The 20,137-nt window shown below is 39.5% G+C and carries 17 protein-coding genes; 7 read left to right on the top strand and 10 right to left on the bottom strand.

Annotated features, from left to right (window positions below):
* Nucleotides 1-65: 65 nt before the first annotated feature.
* On the bottom strand, nucleotides 66-944 hold the full coding sequence (locus PTI45_RS20485; RefSeq protein WP_069329443.1) for a glycerophosphodiester phosphodiesterase family protein: 879 nt from the start codon (nucleotides 942-944) through the stop codon (nucleotides 66-68).
* A 693-nt stretch (nucleotides 945-1,637) separates the two neighbouring features.
* Between PTI45_RS20485 and PTI45_RS20490 the strand changes: the two genes are divergently transcribed.
* On the top strand, nucleotides 1,638-2,105 hold the full coding sequence (locus PTI45_RS20490; protein WP_069329444.1) for a MarR family winged helix-turn-helix transcriptional regulator: 468 nt from the start codon (nucleotides 1,638-1,640) through the stop codon (nucleotides 2,103-2,105).
* Between the two features lie 314 nt (nucleotides 2,106-2,419).
* Here the strand turns inward: PTI45_RS20490 and PTI45_RS20495 are convergent, their stop codons facing one another.
* From PTI45_RS20495 to PTI45_RS20520, 6 genes are all read right to left on the bottom strand, one after another.
* A complete protein-coding gene (locus PTI45_RS20495; RefSeq protein ID WP_069329445.1) occupies nucleotides 2,420-3,379 on the bottom strand; it encodes an NAD(P)H-dependent flavin oxidoreductase in 960 nt (319 codons plus the stop codon).
* A gap of 24 nt (nucleotides 3,380-3,403) precedes the next feature.
* Nucleotides 3,404-4,207 carry an energy-coupling factor transporter transmembrane component T family protein gene (locus tag PTI45_RS20500; protein WP_069329446.1) on the bottom strand — a complete coding sequence of 268 codons (804 nt, stop codon included), beginning with the start codon at nucleotides 4,205-4,207 and terminating at the stop codon, nucleotides 3,404-3,406.
* A complete protein-coding gene (locus PTI45_RS20505) occupies nucleotides 4,200-5,057 on the bottom strand; it encodes an ATP-binding cassette domain-containing protein (RefSeq protein WP_069329447.1) in 858 nt (285 codons plus the stop codon). The genes PTI45_RS20500 and PTI45_RS20505 overlap by 8 nt, the downstream gene beginning before the upstream one ends.
* A complete protein-coding gene (locus PTI45_RS20510) occupies nucleotides 5,033-5,842 on the bottom strand; it encodes an ATP-binding cassette domain-containing protein (RefSeq protein WP_069329448.1) in 810 nt (269 codons plus the stop codon). The genes PTI45_RS20505 and PTI45_RS20510 overlap by 25 nt, the downstream gene beginning before the upstream one ends.
* 13 nt (nucleotides 5,843-5,855) lie before the next feature.
* A complete protein-coding gene (locus PTI45_RS20515; protein ID WP_069329449.1) occupies nucleotides 5,856-6,407 on the bottom strand; it encodes a biotin transporter BioY in 552 nt (183 codons plus the stop codon).
* 177 nt (nucleotides 6,408-6,584) lie between these two features.
* A complete protein-coding gene (locus PTI45_RS20520; protein ID WP_069329450.1) occupies nucleotides 6,585-6,914 on the bottom strand; it encodes a hypothetical protein in 330 nt (109 codons plus the stop codon).
* Between the two features lie 207 nt (nucleotides 6,915-7,121).
* Between PTI45_RS20520 and PTI45_RS20525 the strand changes: the two genes are divergently transcribed.
* Nucleotides 7,122-7,601 (top strand): GAF domain-containing protein, encoded by a 480-nt coding sequence (locus PTI45_RS20525; protein ID WP_069329451.1) that lies wholly within the window; start codon nucleotides 7,122-7,124, stop codon nucleotides 7,599-7,601.
* A 301-nt stretch (nucleotides 7,602-7,902) separates the two neighbouring features.
* Nucleotides 7,903-8,505, top strand: coding sequence for a nitroreductase family protein (locus PTI45_RS20530; protein ID WP_069329452.1), 603 nt, complete (start codon nucleotides 7,903-7,905; stop codon nucleotides 8,503-8,505).
* 218 nt (nucleotides 8,506-8,723) lie between these two features.
* On the opposite strand, the gene PTI45_RS20535 is transcribed toward PTI45_RS20530, so the two are convergent.
* Nucleotides 8,724-9,404 carry a hypothetical protein gene (locus PTI45_RS20535; RefSeq protein WP_069329453.1) on the bottom strand — a complete coding sequence of 227 codons (681 nt, stop codon included), beginning with the start codon at nucleotides 9,402-9,404 and terminating at the stop codon, nucleotides 8,724-8,726.
* Nucleotides 9,405-9,852: 448 nt separating this feature from the next.
* Here PTI45_RS20535 and PTI45_RS20540 point away from each other — a divergent pair, with 448 nt between their 5' ends.
* The 4 genes from PTI45_RS20540 to PTI45_RS20555 all read left to right on the top strand — a co-directional run bounded on the left by PTI45_RS20540 (nucleotide 9,853) and on the right by PTI45_RS20555 (nucleotide 17,486).
* Nucleotides 9,853-10,722, top strand: a complete 870-nt coding sequence (locus PTI45_RS20540) for an ABC transporter permease (protein ID WP_245703533.1) — start codon at nucleotides 9,853-9,855, stop codon at nucleotides 10,720-10,722.
* 13 nt (nucleotides 10,723-10,735) lie between these two features.
* Complete coding sequence (locus PTI45_RS20545; protein ID WP_069329455.1) at nucleotides 10,736-11,677, top strand: carbohydrate ABC transporter permease; 942 nt, start codon at nucleotides 10,736-10,738, stop codon at nucleotides 11,675-11,677.
* Between the two features lie 54 nt (nucleotides 11,678-11,731).
* Nucleotides 11,732-13,282, top strand: a complete 1,551-nt coding sequence (locus PTI45_RS20550; RefSeq protein ID WP_069329456.1) for a DUF3502 domain-containing protein — start codon at nucleotides 11,732-11,734, stop codon at nucleotides 13,280-13,282.
* Nucleotides 13,283-13,745: 463 nt separating this feature from the next.
* The gene (locus PTI45_RS20555; RefSeq protein ID WP_069329457.1) at nucleotides 13,746-17,486 is read left to right on the top strand and encodes a collagen binding domain-containing protein; all 3,741 of its coding nucleotides are present in this window, start codon (nucleotides 13,746-13,748) and stop codon (nucleotides 17,484-17,486) included.
* Between the two features lie 104 nt (nucleotides 17,487-17,590).
* Here PTI45_RS20555 and PTI45_RS20560 read toward each other — a convergent pair whose 3' ends face one another.
* Nucleotides 17,591-18,403, bottom strand: a complete 813-nt coding sequence (locus PTI45_RS20560) for a helix-turn-helix domain-containing protein (RefSeq protein ID WP_069329458.1) — start codon at nucleotides 18,401-18,403, stop codon at nucleotides 17,591-17,593.
* A 185-nt stretch (nucleotides 18,404-18,588) separates the two neighbouring features.
* Entirely contained in the window at nucleotides 18,589-19,959 is a 1,371-nt protein-coding gene (locus PTI45_RS20565; protein WP_069329459.1) for a dihydrolipoyl dehydrogenase family protein, read from the bottom strand.
* Nucleotides 19,960-20,137 lie beyond the last annotated feature (178 nt).

The raw sequence follows: 20,137 nt of genomic DNA on the forward strand, positions 1-20,137 counted from the left end.
TTATGGAAAGCTTCTTTTTTGTATGATAGTTGTGCAATATAGATCAAATAATAGCTATCCTTATGTTATTCGTTAAGATACGCAAATAATCCTTCTGGATCATCGGTCTGAATCATATTCACACCACGGCGAATATGCCATTCCCATCCTTCTGATACATCTACCCGAGAAATAATATCTGAATGACCACCGCAGATCGAATCCCACATTGTATTTGTCCAAATACGGCAATGATTGCTTTTGATACGGTCTAATACTTCTATGGATATCCGTTCGTCTGCTTCATCTTCAAAGCAAATCTCAAAAGCTTGTGGCTGTACCGCTGCACAGATGTAATCAATATCTTGAACCATCTCCGGATTCGAATCATCAATAATCTGCATATACAACGGTTGCTCTATTTTATCTGCCAAAAATAACTGTACTTCTGCCGCACTGGCTGTACTTTTAAATAAAGCTTGCGATACTGTACCTGTACGTAATAATACTTCATAGACTTGCTCCCGATAATCCCAACATTTATCCAAATTAATCATAACTTTATTTTTGATCAAAATTAATATTTCTTCTAATGTAGGAATGCTGTAATTGGTTAATGGTTGATTGATTCCACCTTGATATTGACGCAGACGAAGTTCCCGCAACTGTCTAAACGTCATTTCATTAATAGAGCCTGTTCCATTGGTCATTCGATCGACGGTCTCATCATGCATCAGAATCAATACACCATCCGTAGTCTGTTGTACATCAATTTCAATCATATCCGCTCCAGCAACAACTGAATATTGAATCGCTGCTAATGAGTTTTCTGGTGCTTGCTTCCAATTTCCTCTGTGTACAGCCATCATCACTCGACCGTTCGGGTCCCAAAAGCTAGATAAAATCTCTTTCAACGACGATTCTGAAGGTTGTTTGCGTGCAGCAGCGATATTATTTCTCACCATGTATCATTCCTCTATTCTTTTATTCGTTAGAATTAATTGAATTTCATCAGATGTGGTTTCTGCGTTATAACTGATCTTTATACTTTAATCAATAAGGGTCAAAATCAGTAGATATTTGATCTCTTTTTATGTAAATTCGATTTTTGAATTATAAACAGCTTATACACAAATTAGTACCAGATATTAAGGGTTTACACACACTTTATCAACAAGTTATACACAGCCTGAGGATAGATTTAAGTAAAATACTTCCACATTAATCATTTAAAAAAATAATTATGCACCGAAATCAGGGGATAGATTGTGGAAAACTGCTTATTTATACGATTTTTCTATACATTCTATACTAATTTTACGTATATTGTCCGTAATTTAATATTCCCTCTATTTATACACATACTTATCCACAAATTTTATCCACTTATACACAGTTAACACACAGCAAACAAAGCAAGAGAAAATCTATTTTTTTGTAAATTTAATGTTTCAAAAATCGTTATCCACAATTTATCCTACTTTTCCACGCTTTGATTGGAATTTAATATTTAAATTTAATATTTAAAAAGTCTACCATTGTGACAAATCGCATGTTTTTTCAATAAAATTACAAGTAAAATAGATTTATATTCCAATCCATTAATTCATTTGATGAATATATTCCACACTAAACTGCCTAGAAAGGGTGAATTTATCATGATCAATATGTCCATGAATGATACTGAACAATCTATGCACCTTTACCGTGTTTTCGCTAAAGCTTTTAAAAGTTTGAGTGAACATGCTGTAGCTGGAAGCAAAATTGAAGGCTTCAACTCTACTGCTTTTGCTGTAATGGAAGTTCTTTATTTTAAAAGCGCCCAACCGATACAACAAATTGGTGCTAAATTATTACTACAAAGTGGTAATGTTACTTATGTGATCGACAAGTTAGAACACAGCGGATTGTTACGCCGTCATCCTTGCCCTACCGATCGTCGTGTGATCTATGCTGAATTGACTGATGTGGGACGTGCTGTGATGGATGAAATTTATCCAAAATATGAAGAACGTCTGAATTATGCGTTAAGCGGTCTGAATTTCCAAGAGAAAGAACAAATGATTTTCTTACTCAAAAAATTAGGTATGGAAGCAGAACGTTTGTCTCCTGCTATGCGTAAATAAACCGTTTGTACGTTCCGCATACTCTATTAAAAAAAGGATCATTCCCTATTTTCTCCATGTTTTGCAGGAGAGAATGCGAAATGATCCTTTTTGGGTTTGTTTTTTGAAAATATCGCTTGGGTGGGGTGAATGAGAGCGCTACGGGGAATAATCGTTCTTGTCGTCGCTGGTGCAAGCTGATCCCTTGAATAACCGCTTTGCGGTAGGGATTAGCTTACAAAGGCGAGCGCTTCGCTCTTTCAGAATGATTATTCCCCTCCGCTCTAGATCGTGGTGGGAGATATTTTAAGAAAAAAATTAACCCTATTAATTGATTAGGTTGACCACTTTTGGCGGATGTCTTGGGCTTCTTGGAGCATGCGTTGGATGAGTTCTGCTACGGTTGGGATGTCTTTGATGAGACCGATGACTTGTCCTGCCCAAGCGAAGCCTTGTTCGGGTTGGTCATCATAAATCCATCGTTTGTTGGCTTCGCCACTGATATAGGATTTTAACGCTTCATAGGTGGGTGTGACTTGTTCGATTTTTAGAATTTCATTCGTATAGTCAGTCCGTAATACTCTTGCAGGTGCTTTGATAGAACGTTTGATAATCACGGTATCGGATGCTGCGCTGTCGACCAGTGCTTTTTTATAAGAAGCTGATGCATGTATACATTCGGTGGTAGCAATAAAGCGTGTGCCCATTTCTATACCTTCTGCACCTAGCGCATGTGCCGCCATCCAGCCTCGACCGTCTCCGATCCCTCCTGAAGCGACCACTGGAATACTCACTGCATCGACTACTTGGGGAACCAGTACCATCGTTCCTACATCATCGATCCCTAGATGTCCACCACCTTCTTGTCCAACAACGATCACAGCATCTGCACCTAATTGCTCTGCTTTTTGCGCTTGTCTGGGTGACGATACAAGCACTAATGCTTTGATAGTTGTAGGTCTAAGCATCTCTAATACAGGTGCTGGATTGCCTCCTGTAATTGTGACTACTGGAACATGTTCATCTATAGCCACTTGTACTCGATCTTCATAACCGAATCCATACTGCCCTATCGCAAAGTTCACCCCAAACGGCTTATCTGTCAATGTACGTAGACGACGAATATCTTCACGTAATGCTTCGGCATCTGGCAGACTCATAGCTGTAATTTGCCCGAGTCCACCTGCATTACAGACCGCAGCCGCAAGGTCAGAGTAACCTAGATAGGCTAGTCCACCTTCTATGATGGGATATTCAATCTGTAATAGCTCTGTTATTCTTGTATTCCATTTCATCATTATCATCCTTATCTGATAGGTCTATATCTTCATTATATTTAATAATAACAGACCTAGCGCAATTAGGATGGCGATAATCATCACGATATAATCGATAGATTGCCACTGTAGTTGTCGATACGATGTTCTGCCTTTACCTTTGCCATAAGCACGAGCATCGATCGCATCACTAAGATGTTCAGCCCGTTGAACAATCATAAATAGCAATGGAACTAGAATAGGAATATATGCTAGCACACGTTGTGGTAAGCGAAGTGTAGTGATATCGTATCCTCTTGCTTTTTGCGCTAACAAAATACGCTCTAATTCTTCTAAAATAGTCGGGATAAAACGAATTGCTATCACGATCATTAATGAAAATTGTTCAATAGGTACGTTAAGTTTCCCCAGTGGATACATTAACTTCTCTAACCCGTAGGCTAGTGTTAACGGCTTAGTCGTTAATGTTAAGATCGCTGCCAGTATGACTAACAAAATAATGCGCCACACCAAACGTACACCATTCTCTAATCCTTCTATCGTAATGTGTAACCATCCCCATGACCAAATAATGCTACCCTCTGTAAATAGCATATTGTAGACAAACGTAAATAATAAAATAACGACTAGTGGAATCAGTCCACGCCAAAAAATAACAACTGGAATACGAGTGATTCCTACAATCATGACCACAAATAAACTAGCTACGATATAGCTAATTCCTGTATTCAGCCATATCAAGCTCAGCATAAATATAAATAAACTGATCAATTTCGTACGTGGATCTAAGCGATGAATAATCGAATGAGTCTCTACATATTGACCAATAAGTACGGGATTAGCCAAAAGTCTGCTCCTTTCGATGCCAAACAGGTATAATTTTGGCGAAAATATCTTGTTCACGGCAACTGTCTATCTCTATCTTCTGCCCGGAGCATTGTTCGATCAACTTCAATAATTGAATAGATTCTGGTAAAACCAATCCGCTTTGTTCTAATAGATGAGATTGCTCAATAAATAAAGTAACAGGATCATACTGTCCGATCAATCGACCTTGATGCAATAAAAGAACTTCGTCTGAATATTGAGCTACATCGTCCATATGATGAGACACCAAAATCAGAGTGCGATTCTCTTGTTGTTGCCATTGCTGAAGCCACTGTAGCATATCTGTACGACCGACAGGATCGAGACCTGCGGTAGGTTCATCGACAATCAACACTTGAGGATTCATCATTAAAACAGAAGCCAGTGCTACCCTTCTTTTTTGCCCGCCACTTAATTGAAAAGGCGCTAACTCTAATATGTCTTCGGATAGTCCTACTTGAGGCAAAATAGCTGTAATCCTTTGCTTGATCTCCGAAGCAGACCAGCGTTGTTGTTTGGGTGCAAAAGCTAATTCTTTAGCTACAGTCGTCTCGAACAATTGATGCTCTGGATATTGAAAAACATAACCGATCTCAGGTCGAACCTTGACCTTTCCTTTGGCATCTGTTGCTACTGTTTGATCGTCAACCAGATACTCTCCTTGGAATAGAGGAATTAATCCTTTCAATACTTGCACTAGTGTCGACTTGCCTGCGCCTGTCTGTCCAATCACTGAGATCCATTGGCCAGCTTCAATCGTACAGCTTATATCTTGTAAAGCATGATGATCTTGATAACGTACACTTACCTGTTGGAGTTGATAGACCATTGTGTCTGAACCGCCTCTTTCCACTGGGGTGCCACAGGAGTGGTAAGTTGAAGGAGCTGATGAACACGCACAGCAAAAGGAACTTGTAATTGATACCGGGCTACAGGAACGTCTGCAAAAAAAGATTGCGGTGAGTCATCGAAGACCAATCGTCCTTGATCAATCAGTAATACACGTTCTGCTGTTAACACTTCATCCATATGATGGGAAATATGAACAATCGTTATCCCTTGTTGGTGAAGCTTGTGCATGATATGAAGCACCTGCTCTCTCCCTTGCGGATCAAGCATTGATGTCGCTTCATCAAAAATAATCATATGCGGACGCATCGCTAGTATGGCTGCTATTGCTACACGTTGCTTTTGCCCACCAGATAATTGATGAGGTTCTGCATCGATATGGGATTCCATCTGCACTGCTTGTAATGCTTCAAGTACTCGATATTCCATTTCAGCGCGGGGTACAGCTATATTTTCTAAGCCAAATAGCACTTCATCTCTAACCGTGGTAGTAATAAACTGATCTTCTGTATTTTGAAAAATATAGCCGATCTGTCGCCGAATATCTGCAAGTTCGATCTGGTTAGATGTATCTAATGTGTTCCATTGCACTGTGCCCTGCTGGGGTAATACCAATCCATCGATCAACTTGGCAATCGTAGACTTCCCACAACCGTTGGCTCCGACAATCGCTACAAATTCACCTGGATGTATAGTGAAGCTCATATCTTCTATAATAGGTTGTCCTTTTTTATAATAAAAATGAACATGATTGAATGTCAGCATTCGTTCACTTCCTTTATTGATTAGCCTTTACTTCTATCGGACTAATCGCTTTTAACTGCCATATAATGATAGCGGCAATCACCGCTTTGATACAGTCTCCCGGTAAAAATGCAACACCTCCAACAAGCCCTGCCCATACAGAAGTATTCGTCACCCATGCCATAAACGGAGCACCGATCAGATTGATCAACAATACGCCGAACACGATGTTGATCAGAATCATTTTCCATAATTTCAAACGAGACCATACTTTTTCGGTAGCATATCCGATACAAAAAGCAGCAATCGGCCAGCTCAATAGATATCCTCCTGTGGGTCCCACTAAAACAGATAATCCGGCACGTCCACCGGGTAGTACAGGCAACCCTATCGCTACCAAGACAAGAAATAAGAGCAAAGCAATACCGCCAACCTTTTTACCTAAAAATCCTCCGGCAATCATAACGCCCAGTGTCTGTACTGTAATCGGCACCGGAATAAATCCTAAAGGAATCGGTGGGATCAATGCGAATACACTAATAAGAGCAGCAAATAAGGCTGCATATACCATTTCTTTTGTTGTCATGTTCTAACCTCCGTTAATTGTTAACCACTTTATATAATTTAGGTTAACAATTAAAAGAAGTCAATTTATTTTTATAAATATACTGAAAAGAGCGTTGATATCCGCTTAGATAGCGAAGATCAGCGCTCTTTTCAATGGGAACGATATTAAGCTATAGATTGGAATAAAGAATAATCGTTAACCTACCACCGATGGTTCTTTATATGATTTGCGTTGACTTACCGATTTGGAAGAACCCGGAACCACTTCTCCGCACAATAGAGATAATCGTTTACGGATCGCTTTTAACTCTTGAATCCCTGTACCTGTGATTATATATTCATCGCTACTGGAGGTCAGCATATTTTCCTGTACCAGATATTCTAGTTCTTGCTTAATCTCACGTTCGCCTACACGATAACCCCGATCTTCCAGAAACGGTTGCATATCATTGACTGTTAATTTGGCTTCATGGGAATGGTGAAGTAGATGAATACGAATAAACAAATTCTGTACTTCAGCGTGCATAAATTCCTCTCCTTCCGGTTATTAGATTCACGCTGTAATTACCCGTCGCCCTAGAAGCGGAAACAATTTCTGGGTTATTTATTGATCATTTACCTAATCGTTGGGATGATGCACAATTTCGACTTTACTATTTGCAAATAAATAGAGCAGTTGTATACTGTTTTATAGGCTTGATGGTTATAATCTATTGGAAAAAAGGTGAAACTCATGTTTGAAAATATAGCGTATAGTGGTACGCGTGAAGAACAATACAAGACGGCTTTGAGTCAATTGAAAAGTCTAATTGCGGATGAGCCTGATCGTGTAGCGAATCTGGCTAATGCATCTGCGTTGCTAAAACAATGCTTAAACGATACGAACTGGGCAGGATTCTATCTATATGATGGTAAAGAATTAGTATTAGGTCCTTTTCAAGGATTGCCTGCTTGTATTCGCATCCCTTTAGGCAAAGGTGTATGTGGTACATCCGCTTCAGAGCGTCGCACATTACGCATTGCGGATGTACACGAATTTCCTGGACATATCGCTTGCGATGCCGCTTCAAACAGCGAGATCGTTGTTCCTTTAGTCAAAGGCGATACGTTAATTGGTGTACTTGATATCGATAGCCCTCTAAAAGAGCGTTTTGATGCAGAAGATCAATCCTTTTTAGAACAATTTGCTGAAATATTGGTTGGCGCTCTATAATTGTAGTTCTCTAATCAAACATCGATCGTGTAAAAGATTAAACAGTAACTACTTTGATCTTATAAAGTAGTTACTGTTTTTTATGCTTGTCCACAGGAAAAGTGCTATTACAAGGAACATTCTTCTAACTCTACACCCTAAATTTATTCTATCCACATGTGTATAACTTTTTTCGGAAAGTTATCCTTATTTATCTTAACGTTAAGATTTTTTTGAATTACCTATTGATTTATAACAAATATGTAGTATCATTATAAAAGTAAGTAACAAACATTTATACATTCCAAGGAGGAAACACATTATGGCTTTAGACTTTTTCCAAGCACTTGAAAACAGACGTTCTATCTACGTAATCAGCAAAGAATCTCCAATTGCAGATAGCAGAATCCAAGAAATCGTTGAAGAAGCAGTAAAATATACTCCATCTTCTTTTAACTCTCAAAGCGCACGCGTTGTTGTATTACTAGGCGAGCAACATGATAAATTATGGGATATCACTACAGAAACATTGCGTGGTATTGTAAATAACGAAGAAGCGTTCCAAGGAACAGCTGACAAAATGAGCATGTTCAAAAATGGATATGGTACTGTATTATTCTTTGAAGATACAGACATTATTACAAATCTTCAAAATCAATTTGAAGCTTATAAAGACAACTTCCCACTTTGGGGACATCATGCTAACGGTATGTTGCAATTGGTGATCTGGACAGCACTTGAAGCAGAAGGTCTAGGCGCTACACTACAACATTACAATCCAGTGATTGATGCAGAAGTAAAATCAACTTGGGATATCCCAGCACAATGGCAATTGGTTGCACAAATGCCTTTCGGTAAACCTGCTGCTCCTGCTGGCGAAAAAACATTCCAACCTGTTGAAGAACGCGTTAAAGTCTACAAATAAGTAAACCATCGCACATAAGTTAGGATGAGGTCTAACAGGTAAAGCGTATATGCTAGCTGTTAGATCATCACTATCCATATGTACAACAAAAAGCACCTCTTATCCGAAAACTTTCCCAGTCATTTAGGGCAAGATTTCAGCCGATAAGAGGTGCTTTTTCATTAGTACTCATTATAGATACAATCAAACTCAGACAAATGGCGAATACGTTATGCTTATTAACCTGAACTTGTATCTTGATACTGCAAGCTTACGCGTTTAACATTACCCTCAGCATCCAGTTCCAATTGAACCGTTTTGCCTGTCATATCCGCTGCGCCTGCTTCTACATTTTCTTCAAAATCAGCAGCTTTATTATAAGATACTTCTTTTTCACCTTTTTTGATCATTACGGTCTTCGTATCTTCACTTACATACGTTCCGATTGGATCTTTAGTCGTATTATCTTCATCATTCGCTGCTTTAGCTAGTTCTGCACTGACAGCGGATTGACTTTGGTTATCAATTTTGACACTGATCTCTTGTCCATCCATATTGTCTGGCAACGAATCGCCTTTTTCAAATGAACTTTTCTTCGGAATCACAACTTCGTTTCCGCTCACTTTAATCGTCAAATTATCTTCATTTTGACTGACAAAAGTACCCACTACATTAAAATCAGCATTCATATCTGATTTGTTCGGATCAGACGAATACTGTCTTAGATCCGCTAGGTCTGATTGCTCGCTCGCATTTTTTTGATCGGTTGTGCTGCTATCGGTCTGACCTGTATTTGGACCTTTATTTTCAGTCTGGTCTTGTGCAGCAGGTGTTGCGTCCGGGTTGGAACATCCGGTTACTGCTCCTGCAATCAATAGACTGCCTAGTACAGTAAGTGTCGTATACTTGAATGATGTCATTGGAATGATGCCCCTCTCTTTGAGAACAATAGATTAACGATTCTGTATGCATCTTCAATTAGATGCTTTCGTTACTCTTTACCCCAAATGCACAGGGTTCCAAACTATGAATCATTTACAATATTAAGCCTGCTATCATATCATGTCGAAATTGATCATACAACCTCTTTTTGTAACCCTTTTCATTTTTATGATTTACCCTTTTCTAAAATTCAAATCGTAGCAGAATGATGATGGTTAATAGCAGTATTGTGCAATAGAAAACGCAAAGAACCCCTTACAATAAAAAGAACAACAACACACTTAGCAAAATGTAAGCGCTACAAAAAAAGAAATGGTTTAAAGCACAAAGGAGGAATATCACTTGGATACAGCCAAATCGATCCCTGCTGTACGTGTCAAAAATTCCAAACGTAAGCATTTCCGCAACAGCCGTGTGCTCCTGCTGATGTGCTTGCCAGCTATCGTATTCTTTTGCATTTTTGCTTATCTACCTATGCCTGGATTATATCTGGCTTTTGTCAAATATAATTACACCGATGGAATATTCAGCAGTCCATTTGTCGGATGGGATAATTTCAAATTCCTTATCATTACCGGCGATCTCTGGCGACTCACCTTTAACACAGTGGCATACAATATTGCTTTTATTGTACTTGGTAATATTGCCCAGATCACCGTGGCTATTTTGTTAAATGAAATTCGCAAAAAATGGTTCAAAAAAATATCGCAAACGCTTATGTTTTTGCCTTATTTTATCTCTGCGGTGCTGATCGGTCTGCTTGCTTATAATATTTTGAGCTATGATTACGGGTTGCTGAATGGCATCTTGCGTTCTCTTCATCTTGATCCGGTCAAAGCTTACTCTGAGCCTCATCTATGGCCATTTATTATTGTGATCACATATCTCTGGCAGACCACTGGATATGGATCGATTGTATATTTCGCTGCAATTATGGGACTTGATAGTGAAATTGTAGAAGCTTCTGAGATTGATGGAGCCAATGCTTTCCAACGTATTATCTATATCGTTCTTCCATGGCTTAAGCCTACTTTTATTATTCTTTTGTTGTTCTCACTAGGTGGTATTTTGAAAGGAAACTTTGGACTATTCTTCAACTTGGTAGGTGCGAATAATACAGCGCTATATGCCAGTACAGATATTATCGAAACGTATGTATTCCGTTCCTTGATGACTAACTTTAACTTCTCTATGGGTAGCGCAGTGAGCCTATATCAATCTGTCTTTGGATTTATTGTGGTATTAACAGCGAACTGGATCGTCAAAAAAGTATCGCCTGAAAATTCACTATTCTAGGAGGTGAACATGAATGGATATTCGCAATGAACGTGATCTGATTGGAGGTAATACTCCACGACCTGCACGGATTCGTACCGATTACACTGAAATCATTATGAGCTGGTTTGGTTACATTTTTATCGGGTTATTCGCCATTTCTTGTTTGCTGCCTTTTTTGATCATTCTAGGCACTTCTTTTACAAGTGAAGCGGCTGTCAAAAAGTTTGGCTTCAATATATGGCCTCATGAATTCAGTACTTTTGCTTACCAGATCGTTTTTGAAAATCCCAAATTGATTATCGGTTCTTATCTGGTCACGATGGGCATTACGATTGTGGGTACTGTGGTGGGTCTATTTATCGTAGCCATGACAGGATATGCGTTACAACGACCTGATTTTTCATATCGTAATAAGATCTCATTTTTTATCTATTTCACAACGTTATTCTCCGGTGGATTAGTTCCCTTTTATCTACTGATCACTCAATACTTAGATCTCAAAGATAGTTACTTAGCCGTTCTTTTACCGGGGTTGTTAACTCCTTTCCTGATCATTATGATGAAAAGTTTTGTACGTTCTATTCCCCATGCGATCACTGAATCTGCGAAAATTGATGGCGCTGGCGATTTTACAATCTTTTTACGACTGATCTTGCCAATGACCACTCCAGCACTAGCTACGATTGGACTATTTATTGCACTTGGATACTGGAATGAATGGTATAACGCGATGCTATTTCTTTCACCGGATATGGATTATCGTCCATTGCAGTTATTTTTGTATAACGTGGTAACCAGTGCAGACTTTATTCGTAACTCTGCGGCTTCATCAAATGTAGCGATGAGCGATGTTCCACTGGAAACGATGAAAATGGCAACTGCGGTTGTAGCGACTGGGCCTGTTATTTTATTTTACCCATTTGTACAACGTTATTTTATTAAAGGGATTACTGTTGGTGCGGTCAAAGGCTAAGTTCATCCTACCGTCTATGCGAAAGATTCGCTTTTATTCTAAGGAGGTTAACAGATGTCCAGATTTCGTAAATTAACGATTTCAATACTGATTGCAGTGATGGTCATTAGTCTTGCAGCATGTGGAGGTAAAAAAGAAAGCAGTAGTGCAGGTGGCGATACTTCTCAATTCGTGACTATTAGCTTTGTCGTCTTAGGGGACAAACCAAAAAACGGTCAATTTGAAAAAGTGATGGAAAAAGTTAATGCTATTATGAAAGAAAAGATCAATGCTGAACTACAATGGAAATGGGTCGAATGGGCAGATTGGCAGACCAAATACAATCTGTTGCTTGCATCCGGTGAACCTGTAGATCTAGTGACAATCGGAACGGACTGGTTGGATACATGGTCTAATGCACAACGTGGTGCCTTTTTACCACTAGACGATCTTCTACCTAAATACGCTCCAAAAACGTGGAAAGAGATTCCACAAGAAGACTGGGCACAAAGCAAATACGATGGCAAAATCGTTCTTATTCCTGAAAACGATTACACGCAATGGATCAACCATGGATTCTTCTATCGTGGAGATTGGGCGAAGCAAGCAGGCATTACAGAACCGATCAAAGATTGGAATACGATTGGCAAATATCTGCAATGGATCAAAGACAACAAACCTGATGTGATTCCTTATGATGTTCAAGCCAGTACAAGTAACTTTGGAGGTTGGGTGCAATCGTATACGCCTCATCTAGAGTTACCGATCTCGACAGGATATATGCCTATTTTCAACACCGAATCGTATGATGATCGGTATAAAGTCGTTAGCCCGGTATTTGAAGATACGTTCCTAGACTTTGCTAAATTGATGAAAGATTGGGCGGATAAAGGATACTGGCGTGAAGATGTACTAAACAACAAAAATGATGCACGTAACGCACTACGTGCAGGTCAGAACGGTATGGACAGTCATCATACACAGACATTCTCTGGACTTCGTGTACAAATGGATAAAGATCAACCCGGTTCTGAACTGATGATGTATCCGTTCTCCCGCACTAGCAATAATTTACTAGAAATGCCGATCACTCATGGCGGTGTATCTCTTGGTGCACATAGCAAAAATCCAGAACGTGCATTGATGGCATACGATCTTATTCGTAACGATAAAGAAGTGTACCAGTTGATTAACTATGGTATGGAAGGCGTTCAATATGATATCAAAGATGGCAAACGTGTACTTCCTGCGAACTACAATGAAACTAATGATTCATTCTATTCTGACTTCTGGGCAGGACGTATGGACAAATTTGAGATTCCTAGTGACACCACATGGGATAAGATCGGTACAATGTATGATGAGTACGACAAAATCAAAAAACCTTATCCGTATGGACAATTTGTATTTGACAAAACAGCTATTGAATCTGAATTAACGGCTATCTCTCAAGTCACAGGCGAAATGGGACCTGCGATCTCTTATGGTAAAGCAGGCGATCCTGCGCAAGCTGTTCAAGAGTATCGGGATAAGCTCAAATTGGCTGGTTATGATAAAGTAATCGCTGAGCTACAACGTCAATTAGATGCTTATAAAGCACAAATGGATAGTGCCGATACGAAATAAAAATTAAAGCTTAAATCAAAAGTAGGAAATCCTAAAGAATTATCTTTTAGGATCTCCTACTTTATTTTCATTTTCGACAAGGTGTTACAAAACTTTCTTCCTGGTTTATAAACTATCATTGGCTTGTTATAGTACTAGCGACTTATTTTTAAAATAGATACGATTTATTTATGCGTTTCTATCGGCTTGTATGATATAAATAATGAGTCAGTTTTAATTTCTAGTATTTGGTTTTGCTTCAATTCATTGTTTTGTATTTATTACTTGTCCAAAAGTTCCTGCCCAATTGCTAAAAGTTGTTGAGAAATTGTTCAGAAACAGCATGTATAATGTCAAAGCAGGTACTATCAAAAATGAAAGGAGCAACTCACACAAATAGCTTAATTTTAAAACTTACAGTAAGTCAACTATTAGTCGTCAGGCTCGCATGCCACTTATCATTCAGATTGCAAGGGGATATTAGATGAAAACAGCAAAACAAATAAGCGCATTCGTACTGTCGCTAATTCTTATGTTTCACCTTCTTGTTGGTGCAACTAGTACCATATACGCTGCCGATACAACACCAGCTAGCCCGGAATCTACTGATTCCTCTCAAGCCGTTCAATCGGGTTCTACAGATGCTACAAGTAACAATAGTCAATCTACTGTACAGTCGGATACATACGCCCCGACAGATGGAAGTGGATCTGGTAGTAATGGATCAACAGGAGATCCAAGTACAACTCCACCTACAGACCCTACCACTACAACGCCAGCTGCCCCGGACCCTGCTCCAGTAGCTAACTCACAAAGTATCTTAACGAATGTTACTATTGTTGATGCTAACAATAACGTAATCGATATGGTCAAAAATCCAGATTATCAGATCGAAGCAGGTGCTCCTGTCAGTCTGATCTATCAATGGCAATTGCCGGATAACGGATCATACAAAGCAGGTTCTACTTTTGAATTTGATATTCCTTCAGCGTTCAAATTGTACAATGATATCAATAACGTACCGCTCAGTTTTGATGGTGATTCTGTAGGTAGCTTCAATGTAACGACTAAAGGTCATGTTACGATGACATTTAACAAATTCGTTGAAGAACATTCTCAAATTGGCGGTATGCTTCAAGTTAATACTGAATTTAGCAAAGAAATCTTAACAGGCAGTACAGAAGTCAAAATCCCGTTTCCTATTAATGGTGCGGATCAAGTGATTGTTGTGTTTATCAAACCTCAAAAAGGTACAGCAATCAGCAAAAAAGGTGAAGTTCAAAAAAATCAACAAGTGAATTGGACGGTTGATGTTAATACCAATCTAAAACATGTTCAAAATGGTGTTCTAACCGATCCCATTCCAGCCGGTCTTACTCTTGATCCTAATTCGATTCATGTGTATGAGTTGAATGTCAATGTAGACGGTAGTACTAAAGTCGGTCAAGAAATCACTTCAGGTTATCAATTAACAACGAACCCTGCTGATTTCAAAATTGCATTTGATCAAAGTATTCGCTCAGCTTACCGTGTGACTTACTCTACAAGTGTAGATAAAGGTACACAAACGAGCTATACGAATACAGCGACACTTACAAGTGATGTTGAATCAGTCAAAGCCAGTGCTACAGTCAGTGTCAAACGTGGCGAATTTTTATCTAAAAACGTAGTCGGCTATGATGATAAGACTCGCACCATCTCATGGGCTATCAATTACAACATGAATGAACAGCCCATTTCACAAGCCAAAGCACTACTTAAAGATCGCTTTAATGGCACACAACAATTCCTTCAGAATACATTTAAAGTGGTTAATGTAACGACAGGTACTACAATGGTCGAAGGTACAGACTATACGTTAACGCCTGTAACTAACGACAAAGGTACTAACGGTTTTGATCTTCAATTCAACTCTGATATTACTTCTGGTTACACAATCACTTATCAGACACAAGCCACTGGACGTGTCTATACCGATGAGAAAGTAATCAACAAAGTAACTTCAGACGGAACAAGCGAACAAGCAGGTCAAAACTTGCAAAGTACGATTTTTGTCAAAACATTAGCAGATGCCAATTATAGTAGTAAAATTGCGACATGGAAATTAGTTGTTAATCGCGATGGATATACAATGTCCAATGTAGCGATTAATGATTATTTCACTAACGGTGGCTTAGAATTCTTACCTTCTACGCTAGTGATTCGCAAAGCCGATGGCAGTAAGCTTCCAACTGCTGCTTATACGGTAACAACTAGCAATGCCAAGTCTGGTTTTGATATCAAATTTGCTCAAGACGTGACAGAACAGTTGACTATCCAGTATGGTACAACGTTCAATAACGATTGGAAAATAGATAAAACAAAACCTGAGTTCTACAATGGTGCTAAATTGACTTGGACGGAGAACGGAACACCTCGTTCCCAGACGACAGAAGCACGCTTCTGGCCAGATAATATGACCGTTAATAACGGTTCTAAAGAAGGCGTCTATAATGCAACAACCAAAGAAATCACATGGACGATCAAAGCGAATTACAACAAAAAGGAACTGCCTAATGCTGTGATTACAGATACACTTGAATCAGGTCAGACCTATGTACCTGGTTCACTTGAAGTGAACAATCTGAATATTTTAGGCTGGTGGAATGGTACTTCTAAAGGTTCTACAGTAGATCCTTCAGCGTATACATTCACTGCTCCAACGGCAGAAAATACAAATGTACTAAAACTTGCTTTTAATAACACAATCAAAACACCTTACTGGATTACGTTCAAAACAACGCTTGAGAATCAAGTGATTGAATCGAACATTCATAATGAAGCTGTACTTCGTAGCGGAAATGATTATTATCCGTGGGCAGCTGTTGTTCAGATTCCTAAAGGTGGCGAATATGTCTCCAAAACAGGTACACAAGATGGAGATAAAATTAATTGGACGGTGTATATCAACCGTGGTCAATCGTATGTTGAAAATGCCAAAATTATAGATACTCCTACAACTAACCAAATGTTATCTGCTAGTTCTTTCCACTTGTTCGCAGCTAATGTAGCGAGCAACGGTGGACTTGCCAAAGGTAATGAATTGGTTAAAGATACAGACTATAAATTAGCATTTTTTGCAGGCGATGCACCTCGCTTTGAACTGACTTTCCTCAAACCGATCTCATCTGCATTCATTCTAGAGTATTCAAGTATGATTACGGCATCGGATAGAGAAAAAGTAAGCAATAGCGTAGCCTTTACAGGTAACGGTATCAAAACAGGTACACTCGTGACTCAGGAAGAAATTGAAGTTCGTACGTCTTCAGGTTCGGGTACGGGTTCTGGAGTAGTCGGTAAGTTATCTGTACAAAAAGTGGATAAAGACGATAAGAGCTTGCCGCTAGAAGATGCAACTTTCAAATTACAAGATGTAGCTCAAGCGAAGCCAGCGATCGAACTTACAACAGATGCACAAGGTCAAGTAATGTATACGAACCTGTTATATGGTAAATATACACTGCAAGAAATCAAAGCACCTGCTGGATATGTTCTTGATCCAACGATTCATAATGTAACGATTGATGCGACTACTCAGAAAAAAGGCAATATGTTATCCATGACGATCACTAACGAGAAAACACCTGTTGTGATCCCGCCGGTAACAGAACCACCAGTAGTCACACCACCTGGAGGCGGTGGTGGCGGAACACCTACGACACCAACAACGCCGACAACACCAGATGGTTCAACACCAACGACTCCTGGACAACCATCTAACAATGACGATGATGATGTTCCTGGTGGACGTGTAGAGCCTACACCGGATGATCCATTTGCAACGGTTCCAGTAAATGATGATCCGATTCCGCAAGGTAATACAGAACCAACACCGGATTCACCAACACAGCCGTCACAACCAGGGAATGAGCCGTCAACGCCGGTAAGCAACAATCCAACACCGGGTTCACCATCAGACCCAGAGGTTCCGATCAATGATGATCCGATCCCTCAAGGTAATGTACCTGTGACACCGGACAAAGATATTCCGGTTAACGATGATCCGATTCCTAAAGGAACAGTACCAACGAATCCGTCTAACCCAACAAGCACACCTGATGTGGATCGTTTGCCACAAACAGGTGAGTCCAGTAACATGCCTTTCTGGTTAGCTGGATCTGCATTATTATTGTTTGGATTGTTGATGAGACGTATGCAACACAACAAACAAAATCGTTCTAAATAACAAAATGTAACTTCCGTTACATGAATACACAAAGCCCCTGTGCTAGAACAGATCGATAGCAATTATCGTTTCTGTTCTAAGCCACAGGGGCTTTTTTTGTGCGATTAAGAAGTCAATACGATCGGTTGTAATGTATGTCCCTGGCGAAATGTCGATGGATTGACACCAAAGTGCTCAGCAAATTTACGGGAAAAATAAGTCTGTGAATTGAAGCCTACTTCATAGGCAATTTCATTAATATACTGCGGAGTGAAACGCAACAGATATTCAGCTTGTTCTAGTCTCATACGTGTAACCGTGTCGACGATCGTCTCCCCTGTCTCTGCTTTGTATAGATGTAATAATCGCGAAGGCGAAAGGCAGACATGCTGTGCAAGATGCTCGATACGTATGTCTTCTTTGTAGTGTTCTTTCAAGTAATGAATGATCTCTGTAATTCTGGAATCGGTACGATCTTCTTGAGGCTCATAGTATACCGTAATCGATAGTAAAATTTCGCTAAGGGTATGAAAAGAAAGTTCATTATCATATCTGCTCACAGGCTCTGTGCAATATTCAAGCAGTCGTTCAAAGGCATGTTGGACACGTGAAGCTAAAATAGAATGATCGATTTGTATATGTAGGCTAGGACAGAAATCTTGAATACTTTTGAGTAGAATAGACCATTGAGGATGAGCGGTAAAATAACAACAAATGCCTTCCAAACGATGATGTGACGGCTGGCAGACGCTTTTTTGCATACCCGGTGGAATAATATCAATACTTCCTGCACGACATTCCAGACGATGATCCTGATCATGAATCATTCCCTGACCGGACAATGTATAAAGAATAACCCATTTCTGTTGTACCTGCGGACGGTAACAAGGCGATGGTCCAGCTAACAAATAACGATCAGCCGTTAATTCTGCATACATAGTAATACCCCTTTCCTTGTGATGATTACAGAATATACAGTCTCCTTCTCCAATAAATGTAAGCGCTTTATTTCGATGATATCTGAATTGTTAACGTCTGACAAGAGGGAAATTACGCAGTGCCGTATAAAAAAAGCGCAATCCTTTGGATAAGGATTGCACTTTATAGATCTTTTTAATACTGACTATTCTTCTAAAAAGTACGATAGATCAGACATCGCTGTCGGATAACCATAGATTGTTTTTTTCCATTCATCAATATCCAGATCGAATTGAATCGCTGTTGCAAAATGATTAATCAAATCATCTGCTTCTCCGCTTAATATATGAGCACCTAGTACTCGTCTTGCTTGCGTATCTATAATGACTTTGATGCGAGCATGTTTTTCATTGGTTCGTTTGTAGGTGTACCATGAGGAAGTATCCATATCGTTTATTTTGATATGATCACCTAACTTTTGCGCTTCTTCAACAGTCATACCAACCGATGCTAACTTGGGAATAGTAAATACGATACTTGGCATCACTTTGTAATTCGGTATTTGCACATTGTGTTGAAGCAAATTCGCTCGTACCGCTTGAGACTCCATCCCTGCAATCGGAGTGAGTGGTAATCCTTTGGTTGCTGCTACATCACCAGCCGCATAGACACGTGGATTACTGGTACTTTGCAAATACTCATTCACCGTTATTCCTTGTTTCTCTGAATCAATATTGGCTTGATCCAGCCCAAGCTTATCGATATTAGGTACACGTCCTGCACCGTGGATCACCAGACCACATTCGATCTGTACCGATTTTTCTTGTTCATTAGATTTCTGCACAGCCTGTACGCTGTATTGATGTTCTGCTGTCTGCTTGATCGCTTGAATCTCTGTATTCAGATGAAATTGGATACCGACTTCTCGTGAACGCTTCATCAATTCATCCACTAAATCAGGATCAAAATGACTCAGTGGTTGTTCTCCATGATGGATGATATGTACTTCGGCTCCTGCTCTTACCGCAATATGAGCGAATTCCATCGAAATATAACCTCCACCGACAAATACAATCGTAGACGGCAATTGTTCCAAACTCAGAAAATCATCGCTGTTGCCTAGATACTGCTCTCCTTCAATCGATAATGGAGCAGGCTTAGCACCCGTTGCGATCAAGATATGTTTGCCTTTCAGCTGATCGTCTCCTACTTGAACGGTATCTTCATTGATAAACGAAGCAAATCCGTGGAAAGTCTCTACACCCGCATCCTTTAATTTCTGTTCATGAGCAGGAGGAATATCTTCGACAAATGTTTCTTTAAAAGCCATCAGGTCTGCCCAGTTGATCGTCGGCTGATCTTGTACCCCTTTGCCACGCATTCGTTCGTTCCAATCAATAATCTCAGCCGCACCAACCAGAACCTTCTTCGGATCGCATCCACGAAGCGCACAAGTGCCACCGTAAGCTCTAGAATCAATAATCGCCACCTTCCAGTCCTCTTTGCTACAAGCGATGGCTACACCCGCTCCTGCGCTACCTGTTCCAATAACAATCAGGTCATATTGCTTCTCCATCTTCATTTCCCCCTTGAGTCTTATTTATATATAACTTGTCGCAATATTGGTCTATGAATAACAGTCTCTTTAATACTTTAAACCTTAAAACAAGATAGCAATCTACCACGGTTTGTTAACGATTATTATTATTTTTAAAATATGGATAAATTAGTATTGGTTTTTTTCAATTTACGTG

The sequence above is a fragment of the Paenibacillus nuruki genome (assembly GCF_001721045.1).
In the GTDB taxonomy this organism is placed as follows: Bacteria; Bacillota; Bacilli; order Paenibacillales; family Paenibacillaceae; genus Saccharibacillus; species Saccharibacillus nuruki.